General features: G+C 70.7%; 9 protein-coding genes. 7 read left to right on the top strand and 2 right to left on the bottom strand.

The genetic code is table 11. The features are described 5' to 3' along the window. The first annotated feature begins 5 nt into the window (after nt 1-5). From O7620_RS00190 to O7620_RS00175, 4 genes are all read left to right on the top strand, one after another. On the top strand, nt 6-1,088 hold the full coding sequence (locus O7620_RS00190) for a hypothetical protein (protein WP_278121092.1): 1,083 nt from the start codon (nt 6-8) through the stop codon (nt 1,086-1,088). Nucleotides 1,089-1,277: 189 nt separating this feature from the next. Further along, nucleotides 1,278-2,936 carry a sodium:solute symporter family protein gene (locus tag O7620_RS00185; RefSeq protein ID WP_278121090.1) on the top strand — a complete coding sequence of 553 codons (1,659 nt, stop codon included), beginning with the start codon at nt 1,278-1,280 and terminating at the stop codon, nt 2,934-2,936. 15 nt (nt 2,937-2,951) lie between these two features. Then, entirely contained in the window at nt 2,952-3,260 is a 309-nt protein-coding gene (locus O7620_RS00180) for a hypothetical protein (RefSeq protein WP_278121088.1), read from the top strand. Nucleotides 3,261-3,343: 83 nt separating this feature from the next. Then, nucleotides 3,344-3,730 carry a hypothetical protein gene (locus O7620_RS00175; RefSeq protein WP_151490012.1) on the top strand — a complete coding sequence of 129 codons (387 nt, stop codon included), beginning with the start codon at nt 3,344-3,346 and terminating at the stop codon, nt 3,728-3,730. Between the two features lie 122 nt (nt 3,731-3,852). Here O7620_RS00175 and O7620_RS00170 read toward each other — a convergent pair whose 3' ends face one another. Next, nucleotides 3,853-5,622, bottom strand: coding sequence for a glycoside hydrolase family 6 protein (locus tag O7620_RS00170; RefSeq protein ID WP_278121085.1), 1,770 nt, complete (start codon nt 5,620-5,622; stop codon nt 3,853-3,855). Nucleotides 5,623-6,233: 611 nt separating this feature from the next. On the opposite strand from O7620_RS00170, the gene O7620_RS00165 reads away from it, so the two are divergent. Both O7620_RS00165 and O7620_RS00160 read left to right on the top strand, forming a co-directional pair. Continuing rightward, nucleotides 6,234-7,394: a hypothetical protein gene (locus tag O7620_RS00165; protein ID WP_278121084.1), complete on the top strand. Its 1,161-nt coding sequence runs from the start codon at nt 6,234-6,236 to the stop codon at nt 7,392-7,394. Between the two features lies 1 nt (nt 7,395). Continuing rightward, nucleotides 7,396-8,100, top strand: a complete 705-nt coding sequence (locus O7620_RS00160; protein WP_278121082.1) for a class F sortase — start codon at nt 7,396-7,398, stop codon at nt 8,098-8,100. A gap of 71 nt (nt 8,101-8,171) precedes the next feature. Here O7620_RS00160 and O7620_RS00155 read toward each other — a convergent pair whose 3' ends face one another. After that, nucleotides 8,172-13,253, bottom strand: a complete 5,082-nt coding sequence (locus tag O7620_RS00155; protein ID WP_278121080.1) for an NAD-glutamate dehydrogenase — start codon at nt 13,251-13,253, stop codon at nt 8,172-8,174. A gap of 290 nt (nt 13,254-13,543) precedes the next feature. Here O7620_RS00155 and O7620_RS00150 point away from each other — a divergent pair, with 290 nt between their 5' ends. Further along, entirely contained in the window at nt 13,544-15,511 is a 1,968-nt protein-coding gene (locus O7620_RS00150; protein WP_278121079.1) for a penicillin-binding transpeptidase domain-containing protein, read from the top strand. The last annotated feature ends 103 nt before the right edge of the window (nt 15,512-15,614 follow it).

Below are 15,614 nucleotides of genomic sequence, written 5' to 3'. Positions count from 1 at the left end.
CGCCGATGCGCCAGGAAGAGCAGCAGGTGAGCAACGACCACCCGGAGGCCGTACGGTCAACGCCGGTTCCGGTACCGCCAACCGGTGACCGTGCCGACCGTGCCGATTCGCCCGAGGACGCCCTGGACGAGCGGGGGGCCTTCGACGACCCGGACGCCGGCCGCGAGCCCACCGACGGCACCGGACGGGACGCCGCGTACGACCCCGCCGACGAGGACCTGACCGACGACACCGACACCCGCCACCGGGGGGACGACCGGTCCACCGACGAGGGTGGGTTCCACGAGCCGGGGCCGCTGCCGACGGTTTTCGGCGCCACCACGGTGGGCGACGCGGTCGCCGCCTCCGCGCTGGCCAGCCCGCGTCGACAGGACCAGCCGGACCCTCGGGCCGAGCGGACCGCGGAGCCGGGCGACGGTGCCGAGGACGGCGAGCGTGAGGGCCTGCGGGCCGACCCGACCGCCGAGCTGCACCGCCGTGACGCGGACGTGGACAGCACGGACGTCTACGACGCGGACCGGCACGACGCGGACCGGCCCGACACGGACGGCTATGACACGGACGGCGACGGCCGCGCCGACGCGGACACGTCCGCGCGGACCGTCGTACCGCCGGGGGCGACGGACGGCGCACCGGAGCGGCGCGACGACCTGACCGACGGCTCGGACATCGCCACCGCGGGCGCGGTCGGCTACGGCAGCGCGACACCGGAGATGGTCGACCCGGACGCGGACGCCGAACCGGTCACCACCGAGGCCAGCGGCACCTCGCTGGAGTCTGCCGGGACGTCCCGGCCCGCCGGGGCGACCGTCGCGGCCGAGCCGGCCACGCTCCTCGACGGGGACACCGCGCAGGGCTTCCGGGACCGGTGGCGCGACGTGCAGCTGCGGTTCGTCGACGACCCGCAGGCCGCGGCCGGCGAGGCGCAGTCGCTGGTGGAGGAGGCCATCCAGGCCCTCTCCTCGGCGCTCGCCGCGCAGAAGAGCACGCTGGGTGGTTGGCAGGACGCCGGCTCGGCGGACACCGAGCAGCTACGGATGGCGGTCCGCAACTACCGCGACTTCCTGGACCGCGTACTCGGTCGCTGACGTCACCCGACCCGAAGGGCGCCCCAGCCGTCAGGCCGGGGCGCCCTTCGGCGTGCGGTCGCGGGTCGCGAGACCGCCCGAGCGGGCCGGAACACCACCGGAACCGCCGTGCAGGCGTGAAACCGCGCGTACCGGGTAATAGGGCGCGCGCATCGAACCGGTGCCAGCGTCGGGATGAGGGGTGACGGGATGGACGGCGGCGGTCTTCGGCTCAACATGAACGGGCTGGACTACCTGATTCTGGCGCTGTACTTCGTCACCGTCCTCGGGGTGGGCTTCGCGGCCCGACGGGCGATCCGGACCAGCGTCGACTTCTTCCTCTCCGGCCGGTCCCTCCCGGCCTGGGTGACCGGTCTCGCCTTCGTCTCGGCGAACCTGGGCGCCCTGGAGATCATCGGCATGGCCGCGAACGGCGCCCAGTACGGCGTGATGACGGTCCACTACTACTGGATCGGCGCGGTGCCGGCGATGGTGTTCCTGGGCATCGTGATGATGCCCTTCTACTACGGCTCCAAGGTCCGCAGCGTGCCGGAGTACCTGCGGCTGCGGTTCAACCGCCCCACGCACCTGCTCAACGCGCTCAGCTTCGCCGTCGCCCAGGTGCTGATCGCCGGCGTGAACCTCTACGCGCTGGCCCTGGTGATGCAGGCGCTGCTCGGCTGGCCGCTCTGGACCGCGGTCGTCGTCGGCGCGGCGATCGTGCTGGCGTACATCACCATCGGTGGTCTGTCCGGGGCGATCTACAACGAGGTGCTCCAGTTCTTCGTCATCCTGGCGGGACTCATCCCGGTCACCGTGATCGGCCTGGTCAAGGTCGGTGGGGTGAACGGCCTGATGGACGCGGTGCGGGACTCCAAGCTCGGCGAGGCGGGCCTGCACGCCTGGCAGGACACCGGCAGCACCGCCAACCCGCTGGGTGCGCAGTGGATCGGTATCGTCTTCGGCCTCGGTTTCGTGCTGTCGTTCGGCTACTGGACGACGAACTTCGCCGAGGTGCAGCGCGCCCTCTCGGCGAAGAACATGAGCGCCGCCCGGCGTACGCCGATCATCGCCGCGTACCCGAAGCTGTTCATCCCCCTGGTCACGATCATCCCGGGCCTGGTGGCCCTGGTGACGGTCAAGGGCCTGGGCGCGGAGAGCGGCGACCTGCAGTACAACAACGCAATCCCGCTGCTGATGCGTGATCTGCTCCCCAACGGCGTGCTCGGGGTGGCGGTCACCGGCCTGCTCGCCTCGTTCATGGCCGGCATGGCGGCCAACGTGAGCGGCTTCAACACCGTCTTCACCTACGACATCTGGCAGGCGTACCTGCGCCCCGGCCGGTCGGACGAGTACTACCTGCGGGTCGGTCGGTGGGCGACGGTCGCCGCCGTGGTGATCGGGATCGGCACCGCGTTCATCGCGGCCGGCTTCAGCAACATCATGAACTACATCCAGGCGCTCTTCTCGCTGTTCAACGCGCCGCTGTTCGCCACCTTCATCATCGGCATGTTCTGGAAGCGGATGAGCGCCCTCGCCGGCTTCTGGTCGCTGCTGCTGGGCACCCTGGCGTCGCTGGCCACCTACCTGCTCTACAAGGGCGGTGTCATCGACTTCAACTCCGACCTGGAGGAGAGCTTCTGGGGGGCCGGCATCGCGTTCGTCACCGTGGCGGTGGTCGCCGTGATCATGACCCCGCTCACCGCGCCCAAGCGCGACGAGGAACTGCGTGGCCTGGTGTACGGGCTGGGCGGCGTCGACCTGAAGGGTGACGTGCTCGCCGGGGACGCCGTCTGGTACCGCTCCCCCCTTCTGCTCGGCGTGATCGCGGTCGTGCTGGCCGCTCTCTTCTACATCCCGGTCTTCTAGGAAAGGAGTCGGCAGATGAGCAACGACGGCCAGCCGGCGCAGGATCCGCTGATCGACGAGACGCAGGCGGAGCAGCGTCGTTCCGCGGCCGCCCGCTTGTTCGACATCCGTCGGGTGATCGGGGGCCTCTTCGTGGCGTACGGGATCATCGTGACGTTGATCGGCATCTTCGACAGCCGGGCCGAGATCGACAAGGCAGAGGGGGTGCGGATCAACCTGTGGGCGGGTTTGGTGATGCTCGCCTTCGGGCTGTTCATGCTGCTCTGGCAGTGGTTGCGCCCGGCGGAACCGCCGCCGCCGAACGAGCAGCAGCCCGGCACCTGATCGACCGACCCGCGCGCATGGCGGCCCTCGCACCGGGTAGCCGAGGGGGATAGGGCAACGCGCCGGACACAGGAGGCGACACCATGACCGATCGCGACCGCCGACCGCCGCTGGAGGAGAGCCCGGAGATGGCCGCCGCGGCGGACGACGACAGCACCGTCCCGCAGCTGCGCGGCGGGGGCGGGCCCGACCGGGACACCCCGGGCTTCGCCGAGCCCCGCAATCGGCCGCCGGACCTCGCGCCGGACACCGATGAACTGATCGGCGACCCGTACGCCGCGGGCACCGGGGCGACCGGGACGGGCACCGGGGCCGGCGGGGACAACATCCGTACCGGCGCCGAGCAGCCGTGGGAGCCGGAGGATCTGGTGATGGCCCGCGGGCAGGACCTCACGCCGGAGAACCTGGACAAGGCCCGCCGCGACCTGGCCGAGCAGGGTCGGGCGGCGATCGAGCGCACGGTGCCCTGATCCGCGCGTGACAAGGGGGGTCCCCGACCCGACCGTCACGGTCGGGTCGGGGACCCGGGGGAACCTGCCGCCGGCAGTGCCTCACCTACTGCCGGCGGCGGGTGGGTGCGGGAGCGATCCGGTCAGAGCGCCGGGTACGCGTTGCGCATCAACTCCTGGAACTGCGCGGAGAACCACGCACCCGAGATCGGCGCGTTGGCGAGCGCTCCGGACGGGTTGTTGCCGTTGCGGGCGTTGCCGCCGTACGTCGGGTCGCACATCCGGTCGAAGCCCTTGCCCTCGGTGTTCGGGATCTCCTTGCTGGAGCCGTCCGACTCACCCGGGGGCTTCACCCAGACGTAGGCGTCGATGCCCGGCTCCGGGTTCGCCCGGGGCCGCTCGCCGATGCCCGCGCCGGACTGGTTGCACCAGTTGCCGAGGTGGATCCGGCGGTCGATGCGGCCACCGTTGACGTAGGTGTCGACGCTGGTCGTCGCACCCGGGCCGGTGGGCCGGGCGGAGCCGCCCCAACCGTTGCGGGAGGTGTCGATCAGCATGCCGATGTTGGAGTTGAAGCCGACCGAGACCAGCTTGTCGCGGAACGCCTGGGCGAACGACAGCTCGTCGACGTAGAAGTTCCAGTCGACCCACTTGGACTGCCGCACCGTCTGACCGTTGACCGTGTCGGTGACCTTGAAGTACGGCTCACGCAGGGCCGAGTAGTTGGCGGTGTTGGTGATGAAGCCGTGCACGTTGTTGACCGTGCTGCCGGAGGCGACCGCGGCGGTCTTCAGGATGTCGGCGGTCGGGCCGAAGTTGGTGTCCCAGCCGAGCCAGCCGTGGTGGCCAGCGTCGATGTAGTTGTAGACGTTGCCGATCGCGCCCAGCTTGGCCAGGGCGTAGCCGACACCGTTGACGTACGCGCCGTTGGCCTTGACCGTGTCGCACATCGCCGTGCCGCCGGCCTGGCCGGAGGTGTTGGTGACCAGGTTGGGCAGTGAGTCGATCTCGATGACGTTGATGATCCGCAGGTTGCGGTACTTCGCGTCGCTCTGGATCGCGGCGATCGGGTCGATGTACTCGGCCTTGTAGCGAGGCAGCTCGTTCGGACCCAGCTCTCCGTTGGAGGCGAGCGCGGAGCAGTCCCGGCCGGGCAGGTTGTAGATCACGAACTGGATGTACCCGGCGCCCTGACGCAGCGCCTCGTCCAGGTGGTCACGCACCCCGAAGGCGCCGTTCGAGCTGCTGTCCGGGGTGCCGTTGATCGCGGCGATCCGGTCCAGCCAGACGGCGGTGGGGTTGTTGGAGACCCGGCTTCCGCCCGGCTCGGCGTCCGCCTTGGCCTTCCACTCCGGGTTCACGTAGCCCCGCGCTCCGGCGTACGGGTTGTCCACCTTCGTCCCCGCCGGGGGCGGGGTGGTGGTGGGCGGCGGGTCGGTCGGAGGGGGCGTGGTGGTCGGCGGCGTGGTGGTCGGCGGGGTGGTGCCACCGTTGCAGACCACCCCGTTGAGGGTGAACGAGGCCGGCTTCGGGTTGCTGCCGCTCCAGGCGCCGTTGAAGCCGATGCTCGTCGACGCGCCGGTGGCGAGGCTGCCGTTGTAGGACAGGCTCCGGGCGGTGACCTGGCTGCCGGACTGGCTGAACTCGGCCGACCAGCCCTGCTGCACCCGCTGGCTGGAGTTGGGGAAGGTCCAGCCCAGCGTCCAGCCGTTGATCGGGTCGCCGAGGTTCTTGATGGTGATGCTCGCGGTGAAGCCGCCGGGCCAGTCGTTGCTCGTGTATGCGATGTCGCACTGGGTCGCGGCCTGCGCCGCGGTGACGGGAATCGTCACCAGCCCGCCGGCGACCAGGGCACCCGCGCCGGCGAGCGCGAGGGCCCGGCGTGGGCCGGACAGCCTTCTCCACACATTCATGCCACTGATCTCCTTGGGCGAGACCGGGCCCAGGTACGGCCCGGCGGGACGGCCCGGTGGGCGTCCTGCGCGGACGGCCGCCGGCGCCAACGGGATTCTTCGGGGGTGCCCGACCCGGACGGGCGATGGTGGTGGTGGGGTGATCGACCGGCACGCGGCCGGGCGGTCGGCGGCAGGACGCCGTCCGGTGAACCGGATGCCCTCGGCTGTCTGCCTGCGCGGTGTGGCTCCCCGAACCGCGTGCGCCGATTCTTGCATGGGAGCGCTTCCATGGCAATGGCTCGATGCGTCGGGCCACGGGAATCCGCCTCAGACTCGGACGATACCCCCGAGTGAGGCCGGGAGGCACGAGCGGATCAGTCCCGGCACTACCGGGTGGCAGCGGAGGGTTGGACACGGGAGGCGCACAACACCCTGGGCCACCCGCAAGGGCTCGACGCATTCGAGACGACACGGCACGCCGTGAAAGCCGCGCAGCACCCCTTCACCTCTTACCAGCATCAAAGGTCAAAACGCGAATCTTTCCCTTCATAGGTCATGAAACCGTCTAACGTCGGTCTTAGCTCGGTTGTCGCCGGGCTCAGGACAACAGGGATGGAGTGACGCAGGTCATGGCTAAGAAGATGCTCGGGAAGGTCGTTGCGGGCGCCGCGCTCGGCGGCGCGTCGCTCCTGGTGTTCGCGCCGGGAATCGCGTTCGCAGATGGGCACCACGACGGCGGCAAGGACCATGACGGCAAGGTGTACGCCAAGCCGCACGTCGTCAAGGCTGGCGACGAGGTCAAGCTCCTCGAGATCTGCCCGGATCGGCAGGAGCACGCGTACGTGTGGTCCAAGGTCACCGGCAAGGTCAAGCTCAAGCCGGCCGACGACCGGGGCGAGGACCGCGGCGAGTGGCGCGAGGAGGAGAACTCCGGCCACGACGACAAGGGCAAGGACGAGCACGGCAAGGACGACAAGGGCAAGGACCACGAGGGCAAGGACGAGAACGGCAAGGGCGAGAACGGCGAGGAGAAGCCGCAGCCTGGCGGCCAGGGCGGCGGCGCTGCCGCCGACGCCAACGCCGACGAAGACAGCAAGGACTGGAAGGGCGAGGAGCACGGCCAGGACGCGGAGGACAGCCGCGACTCCAAGGACGAAGGCAAGAAGGACTGGGAGTCCAAGGACGAGGACAAGAAGGACTGGGACTCCAAGGGCGACGAGGAGTACGGCTCGGACGAGCGCGGCTCCGACGAGTACGGCTCGGACAAGGGCTGGGAGTCCAAGGGCCACGACGAGTACGGCTCCGACGAGCGCGGCTCGGACAAGGGCTGGGAGTCCAAGGGCCACGACGAGTACGGCTCCGACGAGCGCGGCTCGGACAAGGGCTGGGAGTCCAAGGGCCACGACGAGTACGGCTCCGACGAGCGCGGCTCCGACGAGTACGGCTCGGACAAGGGCTGGGAGTCCAAGGGCCACGACGAGTACGGCTCCGACGAGCGCGGTGACTACGGCAAGGACGAGGACCGCTGGGACGACGAGCGGGAATTCGTCTACTACGGCGAGGCCAAGGTCGACGAGGACGCGAAGCCTGGTCGCTACGAGCTCAAGGGCTCCTGCGGCGAGGGTGAGCTGGTCGTGCTGCCGCACGGCGGTGTCGACGGTGGTGACGGTGGCGCGAGCACCGGCACCGACCGTGGCCTGGCCACCGGCGGGGCGAGCCTGCTCGGCGCTGCCGCGCTGGGTGGGATCGTGCTGATGCGTCGTCGGCGGACCGATGGTTCGCTCGTCTGACGTGACGACGACACCGGCCGGCGGCCGTCACGGGAAACCGTGGCGCGCCGCCGGCGCGGCCGTCGTCGTCACCCTCGCCATGATCGGGGCCGGCATGATCGGTGCGGCCCTGAAGACCACGTCCGCTCCCCGCCCACCGCAGCCGCTGTCCCAGGCCGGCCCCGAGGTCAACGGCCCGGCGGCCACCGCCACCGACGTGTCGCCGCTCGACGATGCGCCCGCCGCGCAGGGGAACGCCGTCTCCGGACTGGCGCGCTCCGCCCCCACCAGCATCGAGATCCCCCGGATCGGCGTCAACGCGACGATCATGTCGCTGGGCACCAACCCGGACGGCACTGTCCAGGTCCCCCCGCTGGAGCAGGCCGACCGGGCCGGCTGGTACGAGCCGGGGGCGAGCCCGGGCGAGACCGGCAACGCGGTCATCGTCGGGCACGTGGACTCGGCGAAACTGGGCCCGGCCGTCTTCTTCGACCTCGGCGCCCTCACGCCGGGCGACACGATCACCGTTCGGCGGGCCGACGGTCGACCGGCGAGTTTCCGGGTCGACTCGGTGAAGTCGTACCCGAAGACGGCGTTCCCCACCGAGTTGGTGTACGGGCCGAACGACCGGCCCGGCCTGCGGGTGGTCACCTGCGGCGGCCAGTTCGACGAGGCCGTCAGGAGCTACCCGGACAACGTGGTCGTCTTCGCCACCCTGGTGGCGTGACCAACCGACACGAAACGCGGTCCGGCCGGTCGGGGTGACCCGACCGGCCGGACCGCGTCCGGCGTACCGGCTCAGGCGGCGGCGGAGGTCCGCACCAGGGTGCGGATCTGGCGCAGCAGCACGGACAGGGCGGCGAGATCCGCCCGCGACTCGTCGAACTCACCCATCGCCCGCCGGGCGCGGTGGATCGACGTGGCGTTCGACTGCTCCCACTGCTGCACCCGCTCGTGCGGCGGCAGATCCTCCGGGGTGGAGCCGAGCACCTCGGCGGTGAGTGCGGCCAGCGCGGCGTACAGGTCGTAGCGCAGCGCCATCCGGGCGAGGGTCTGCCAGCGGTCCTCCCTCGGTAGCAGGGAGATCTTCGACAGCAGCGAGTCCACCCGGAACAGGTCGGAGAGCACGAAGTAGACCGAAGCCACCTCGCCGACGTCCCGACCGCTGCGCGTGGCGGTCTCCACCACGTCCAGCAGGCCGAAGCTGTACATCAGTCGGGTCGCCCGCTCCGCCAACTCGCGGGGCAGCCCACGCTCGGTCATCGAGTCCATGTGCGCCTCGATGGCCTGCCGCTCGCTGCCGTAGAACAGCTCCTCCAGCCCCGGCAGCAACCGGGCCACCCCGTCCCGCAGGCGGGCGATCTCGGTGGGCACGTCGATCGGCGAGCGTCGGTTGGTCACCAGCCAGCGCACCGCGCGGTCCAACAGTCGACGGGTGTCCAGGTAGACGCTGGTCTGCAACTCCGGGGAGACCTTGTTGTCCAGGGCCTCCACCGCGTCCCACAGTTCGCGCAGCCCGAACACCTCGCGGACCACCACGTACGCCCGGATCACGTCGGCCGCGCTGGCCGCGGTCTCCTCGACGACCCGGAAGATGAACGAGATGCCACCCCGGTTGATCGCCTCGTTGACCAGCACGGTCGTGACGATGTCCCGGCGCAGCCGGTGGCGGCCCATCCGGTCGGCGAACCGCTCGCGCATCGGCGTCGGGAAGTAGTTGACCAGCACCTCGGTCGTCCACTCCTCGTCGGCCAACCCCTCGGTGAGGATCTCCCGCTCCAGGACGATCTTCACGTACGCGAGCAGCACCGCGAACTCCGGCGCGGTCAGCCCGGACTCGCTGCGGACCGCCAGTTCCTCGTCCGGCGGCAGCGCCTCCAGTGCCCGGTCCAACGCACCCGAACGCTCCAGCTCGTTGATCATGCGGCGGTGCACCGGGAGCAGCGAGGCGGCCTGGGCCTGGGCGTTGTTGATCGCCCGAGCCTGGTCGTAGTTGTCCCGCAGCACCAGCTCCCCGACCTCGTCGGTCATCCCGGCCAGCAGCTCGTCGCGCTCCGCCGTGGTCAGCTCGCCGTCGGCGACCGCGGTGTTCAGCAAGATCTTGATGTTCACCTCGTGGTCGGAGGTGTCCACACCGGCCGCGTTGTCGATGAAGTCGGTGTAGATCCGGCCGCCGGTCAACGCGTACTCGATCCGGCCGAGCTGCGTCCAACCCAGGTTTCCGCCCTCACCGGCCACCCGGCAGCGCAGGCTGCGCCCGTCCACCCGGATCGCGTCGTTGGACTTGTCGCCCACCTCGGCGTTGGTCTGGGTCGACGCCTTGACGTAGGTGCCGATGCCACCGTTCCAGAACAGGTCCACCGGCGCGGTGACGATCGCCTTCATCAGGTCCTGCGGCGACATCTGCGTGACGTCGTCGTCCAGGCCGATCGCCGCCCGCACCTGCGGCGTGATCGGGATCGACTTGGCGGTACGCGCGAAGATGCCGCCGCCGGCCGAGATCAGCTCCGGGTTGTAGTCCTCCCAGGAGGAACGGGGCAGGTCGAACAGCCGTCGCCGCTCCGCGTACGAGGTGGCCGCATCCGGCTCCGGGTCCAGGAAGATGTGCCGGTGGTCGAACGCGGCCACCAGCCGGATGTGCTCGGAGAGCAGCATCCCGTTGCCGAACACGTCGCCGGACATGTCGCCGACGCCGACCACCGTGAAGTCCTCGGTCTGGGTGTCCAGACCCAGCTCCCGGAAGTGCCGCTTCACCGACTCCCAGGCGCCCCGGGCGGTGATGCCCATCTTCTTGTGGTCGTAGCCGGCGGAACCACCGGAGGCGAACGCGTCACCGAGCCAGAAGTGGTGGGCCGTGGAGATCTCGTTGGCGATGTCGGAGAACGTCGCGGTGCCCTTGTCGGCCGCCACCACCAGGTACGGGTCGTCCGCGTCGTGCCGGACGACGTCCTCGGGCGGCACGATCTGCCCGCTGACGATGTTGTCGGTGACGTCCAGCATCGCGCCGACGAACTCCTGGTAGCAGGCGACCGCCTCGTCCCGGTCGCCCGGCTTCTGCTTGAGCACGAAGCCGCCCTTGGCGCCCACCGGCACGATCACGGTGTTCTTCACCATCTGCGCCTTGACCAGGCCCAGCACCTCGGTACGGAAGTCCTCGCGACGGTCGGACCAGCGCAACCCGCCCCGGGCCACCGGCCCGAACCGCAGGTGCACGCCCTCGAAGCGGGGCGAGTACACGAAGATCTCGAACTTCGGCCGCGGCGCCGGCAGGTCCGGAATGGCCTGCGGGTCGAGCTTGAACGCCACGTACGCCTTCGGCCGCCCGTCGGCGCGCTTCTGGTAGAAGCTCGTGCGCAGGGTCGCCTCGATCAGCGTCAGGTACGAGCGCAGGATCCGGTCCTGGTCGAGGCTGGCCACGTCGTCCAGCGCGCCCCGGATCGTCTCCACCAGCTCGCCGCTGCGCTGCTGACGCTGCTCGGGGCTGAGGTCGCCCGGCGCGAACCGGGTCTCGAACAGCTCCACCAGCAGACTCGCCAGCTTCGGGTACGCGACGAAGGTCTGCTCCATGTAGTCCTGCGAGAAGACCGTGCCGGCCTGCCGCAGATACTTCGCGTACGCCCGCAGCACCACCACCTGCCGCCAGGTCAGGCCGCCGCGCAGCACCAGCTCGTTGAACCGGTCCACCTCGGCCTCACCGCGCCACGCCGCCGCGAAGGCGTTCTCCACGTGTGGGCGCACCTCGGCCAGCTCGTGGTGCCCCTCGGGCAGCATCAGGCCGAAGTCGTACAGGTAGACCCGACCGTCGATCCGGTCCACCTCGTACGGGTGCTCGTCGACCACCCGCACGCCGAGTGAGTGCAGCACCGGCAGCACGGCGGAGAGCATCATCGGCTCGCCGTACCGGTAGACCTTGAACCGGACGTTCATCGTCTCGGCCAGGTCCGCACCGGGCATCCGGGTGCCCGGCCGGGGCGCGAGCTGCTTGCGGAACAGGTGCATCTCCAGCTGGCCGGGCTCCTCCAGCAGCTCCAGCTTGGCCAGGTCCTTCATCGCCTCGTACGGCGTGTGCCCGTCCTTGTAGCCCTCCGGGAACGCGTCGGCGTACCGGGCGAACAGGTGCTTGGCCTGCTCGTCGCCGAGCTTGCGCTCCAGCACCAGCCGGTAGTCGTCGTCCCAGAGCCGGGTCGCGTCGGCCAGCTCCTCGGCCAGCAGGTCGGCGTCGATGTCGCCGGGCGGCCGGGTGGGATCGGTGCGGACGATGAAGTGGATCCGGGCGAGCATCGACTCGGTGACCCGGGTGGTGTAGTCCACCCCGACACCGTTCAGCTCACGCAGCAGGATGTCCTGCATGCGCAGCCGGTTCTGCGTGGTGAACCGGTCCCGGGGCAGGTAGATGAGGCAGGAGATGAACCGCCCGTACGCGTCCCGGCGCAGGAACACCCGCAGCTGCCGCCGCCCCGCCATCCGCAGCACACCGACCACCGCGTGGTACAGGTCGTCGGTCTTGATCTGGAACAGCTCGTCGCGCGGGTAGGTCTCCAGGATCTGGATCAGATCCTTGCCGGAGTGGCTGCGCTGGCTCAGGCCGGAGCGGTCCAGGACCTCGGCGACCTTACGGCGCACCACCGGAAGCTCGCGCACGCTGGTGCGGTACGCGGCGGTGGAGAACAGCCCCAGGAAGCGCCGTTCGCCGATCACGTCACCGGCGGAGTTGAAGATCTTGAAGCCGATGTAGTCCAGGTACGCCGAGCGGTGCACGGTGGCCCGCGAGTTGGCCTTGGTGATGATGAGCAGGCGCTTCTCCAGCACCTTCTCGTGTGCCTCGGGTGTCATGGACGACAGCGACCGGGCCTCCGGCGAATCGGAGCGCAGGATGCCCAGACCGGTGCCGAGCACCGCTTCGAGGGCCTTGCCGTCGACCGGGTCCGCGGCGTTCCCGCCGGGAGCGTCGACCAACCGGTACTCGCGGTAGCCGAGGAAGGTGAAGTGGTCGTGGGCGAGCCACCGCAGCAGCTCCACCGAGTCGGTGATGTCCTTCTCCGGCACCGGCGGACGGTCGTCGGAGGTGCGGGCCGAGGCCAGCTCGTCGGCGAGCGCGAGGGCGCGCTGACGCATCTTCGGCCAGTCCTCCACCGCCTCGCGGACGTCGGTGAGCACCCGCTGCAGCTCGCGGCGCAGCCGGTCCCGCTCGGCCGCGTCCCGGACCGGGTCGATCTCGATCCGCATCCAGCTCTCGATGATGTCGCCGGCGATCGCGTCGTCCGGCTCCACGTCGGCGGAGACCTCGGTGAGCCGACCCAACGGCTCCCGCCGCACCACCACCAGCGGGTGCACCAGCAGGTGCACATCCAGGTGGTACGAGTTGAGCAGCGCGGTCACCGAGTCGACCAGGAACGGCATGTCGTCGGTGACGATCTCGACGACCGTGTGGTGCTGGTCCGCGTACGGTTCGTGGATCCGCAGCTTCAGCTCGCCGGGCACCCGTTGTTGAGCGAGGTCCCGGTGTGCCCGGGCCGCGTCGAGCATCTCTTCCGCCGTGAAGCCGACCAGCTCCTCGTCCGGGGCGAACCGCCAGAAACGACCCACCAGGGTCGCCGCGTCGTGGTCGTCCCCGGCGAGTGCGACGGCCTGGGCTACCAGGCGCTCCGCATTCGGTACCGGTTCGTCGAGCTCGGCGTCCTCCACGTCGTCGGCCAACGCCTCGGTCGGCAGGCCCAGATCGTAGAGGGTGTCGATGCTCGCCCCGGTGAGGCCGGTGACGCCCGTGTCGAGTCGGCCGTAGCCGTCCCCGTCGGTCGCGGAATCGAAGCTGTCGTCGTCCCGGCCGGAGTCATCCTGCCGGAGGTCGGGTTCCGGTTTGATCGCCGGACGCCGGTCCATCGGTGCCACTCCCCTCGACCCACCGCGTTGTGGGTCACTCTGCCGCCCAGCCTAGGCCCTGACGTTCTTCGCCTTTGTCGGCGGACCACTGGCCGGACGTCCGGATCGGGACTTTGTCCTTTCACCCGTTGCGGGTCCGAGGTTGGCCGGATGCGGGATACCCCGCCGCGCGATGTTCATCACACCGGCGCCCACCCTCTTTCCGCACGTCCGGCCACATGAGGGGACGTTGGGGACAGGGTTCTCGTACTACCGTGCAGGGCAGCCCGAGATCGGAAGGACCTCGCGTCATGCTCCTGTCGTACCCCCGGCCCCACCGACCGAACCCCGCCCGGCGGCGGGTGGCCGCCGTCACGGCGGCGCTCCTCACCGCTGGCGTCCTGGCCGCCTGCTCGGGCGACGACGGCCCGGAGCACAGCGTCGACGCCTTCCTGGCCGGCTGGCGCAGCGGTGACCTCCAGGCGGTCGGGCTGGTGGGCCCGACGGGCGGCAAGCTGGCGGCCGCCGAGGTGAGCCGCGAGATCAAGGAACTCTCCGGCGAGCTGGCGGGCAGCCCGCCCAAGCTGACCCGCCGCGGCGAACCGAAGGTCACCAAGGACATCGCGACCGCGACGGTCCAGGTGGAGTGGACCCTGCCCGGTCAGACCCGCTGGGCGTACGACCGCGAGGTGCGGCTCGCCCAGGGCGACGACGACCAGTGGCAGGTGATCTGGGAGCCCCGGGTCCTGCACGAGCAGCTCACCAGGGGTGACCGGCTGGGGTTGCGCCGCGACGCCGCTCCCCGCGCCGGGGTGCTGGACGCCGCCGGGCAGCCGATCGTCGCCCCTCGCCCGGTGATCCGGGTGGGGGTGCAGCCCGACGGGGTCGCCGACATCAAGAAGCTGGTCAAGGACCTCGACGCGGCCTTCAAGGCGATCCGTCCGGCGCTGGTCCCGGCGGTCGACCTGGCGGACCTGCCCGAACGGGTGGCCAAGGCCGAGCCGGGTGCCTTCGTCGAGGTGGTGACGCTGCGCGAGGAGGCGTACCGCCAGATCAAGCCACGGATCGACGACCTGCCCGGCACCACGTTCATCTCCGCCAAGCTCGACCTGGCTCCGACCCGGGAGTTCGCCCGCGCGCTGCTCGGTTCGGTCGATCAGGCGCAGGCCGACGATTTGGCCGCGCACCCCGACCGGTACGCGGTCGGTGACCTGGTCGGCCACGGCGGACTGCAGGGCCGCTACGACGAGCGTCTGCGCGGCACCCCCGGGTTGACCGTGGTCGTCGAGCGTCCCGCCGAGGGCGGCACGTTGGAGGCCACCGGCACCGAACTGTTCCGCCGGGAGCCCCAGCCGGGGCAGGCGCTGAAGACCACCCTGGACGTGGCCGCCCAGAACGCCGCCGACGAGGCGCTGCGCGCCGAGACCCGTCGGTCCTCGCTGGTGGCGGTAAGGATCAGCGACGGCGCTGTCCTCGCCGCCGCGAACGGCCCCGGCCCGGCCGGCGAGAACCTGGCGTTCACCGCCCAGGTCCCTCCGGGTTCGACGTTCAAGATGGTCAGCGCGCTCGGCCTGCTGGACCGGGGCGCGGTCACCCTCGACGGGCCGGTGGACTGCAAGAAGACGGCCACCGTCGACGGCCGGTCCTTCAAGAACTCGGACAACTTCGAGCTCGGCTCGGTGCCGTTCCGCACCGACTTCGCCAAGTCCTGCAACACCGCGTTCGCCACCTTGGCGCCGAAGCTGGGCGGCGACGGGCTGGCCGCCGCCGGCCGGTCGCTGGGCCTGGAGGGTCAGTGGGATCTCGGCACCGACGCCTTCACCGGCAAGGTGTCGACGGGCGGCAGCCCGGCCGAGCAGGCCGCGGCCTCGTTCGGTCAGGGCACCACACTGGTCAGTCCGGTGGCCATGGCCGGTGCCACGGCGGCCGTCGCCCGGGGCCGGTTCGAGCAGCCGAAGCTGCTGGTCGACCCCGCGCCGGCCACGCCGGCCGCGGCCGGCGAGCAACTCAAGCCGGAGTCCGTCTCGGCGCTGCGCACCATGATGCGCGAGGTGGTGACCGCCGGCACCGGCACCGCCCTCAAGGACGTGCCGGGCGGCGAGGTGTACGGCAAGACCGGCACCGCCGAGTACGACAACGACCCGGCCCACACGCACGCCTGGTTCGTCGGCTGGCGGGGCGACGTCGCGTTCGCCGTGTTCGTGGAGAAGGGCGGCGCCAGCAGCACCTCGGCCGTCCCGATCGCCGAGCGCTTCCTCCGCGCCCTCCCCAACCCCTGACGAGCCTCCCTGCCCCACCCCTCCCTGCCCCGCCCTCTCCGCCCCGCCCCTCCCTGCCCCGCCCCTCCCCGCGCCGTGATCAAGAGGTTTGCGTCAGAATCCG

It is taken from the genome of Micromonospora sp. WMMD710 (assembly GCF_029626045.1).
Lineage (GTDB): Bacteria > Actinomycetota > Actinomycetes > Mycobacteriales > Micromonosporaceae > Micromonospora.
Note: the sequence above shows the minus strand (reverse complement) of the source record. Positions and strands in the feature narration are given on the sequence as shown.

Coding starts and splice junctions, on each gene's coding strand:
- O7620_RS00190 (WP_278121092.1), top strand. CDS start 6: ATGCGCCAGGAAGAGCAGCAGGTGAGCAACGACCACCCGGAGGCCGTA.
- O7620_RS00185 (WP_278121090.1), top strand. CDS start 1,278: ATGGACGGCGGCGGTCTTCGGCTCAACATGAACGGGCTGGACTACCTG.
- O7620_RS00180 (WP_278121088.1), top strand. CDS start 2,952: ATGAGCAACGACGGCCAGCCGGCGCAGGATCCGCTGATCGACGAGACG.
- O7620_RS00175 (WP_151490012.1), top strand. CDS start 3,344: ATGACCGATCGCGACCGCCGACCGCCGCTGGAGGAGAGCCCGGAGATG.
- O7620_RS00170 (WP_278121085.1), bottom strand. CDS start 5,622: ATGAATGTGTGGAGAAGGCTGTCCGGCCCACGCCGGGCCCTCGCGCTC.
- O7620_RS00165 (WP_278121084.1), top strand. CDS start 6,234: ATGGCTAAGAAGATGCTCGGGAAGGTCGTTGCGGGCGCCGCGCTCGGC.
- O7620_RS00155 (WP_278121080.1), bottom strand. CDS start 13,253: ATGGACCGGCGTCCGGCGATCAAACCGGAACCCGACCTCCGGCAGGAT.
- O7620_RS00150 (WP_278121079.1), top strand. CDS start 13,544: ATGCTCCTGTCGTACCCCCGGCCCCACCGACCGAACCCCGCCCGGCGG.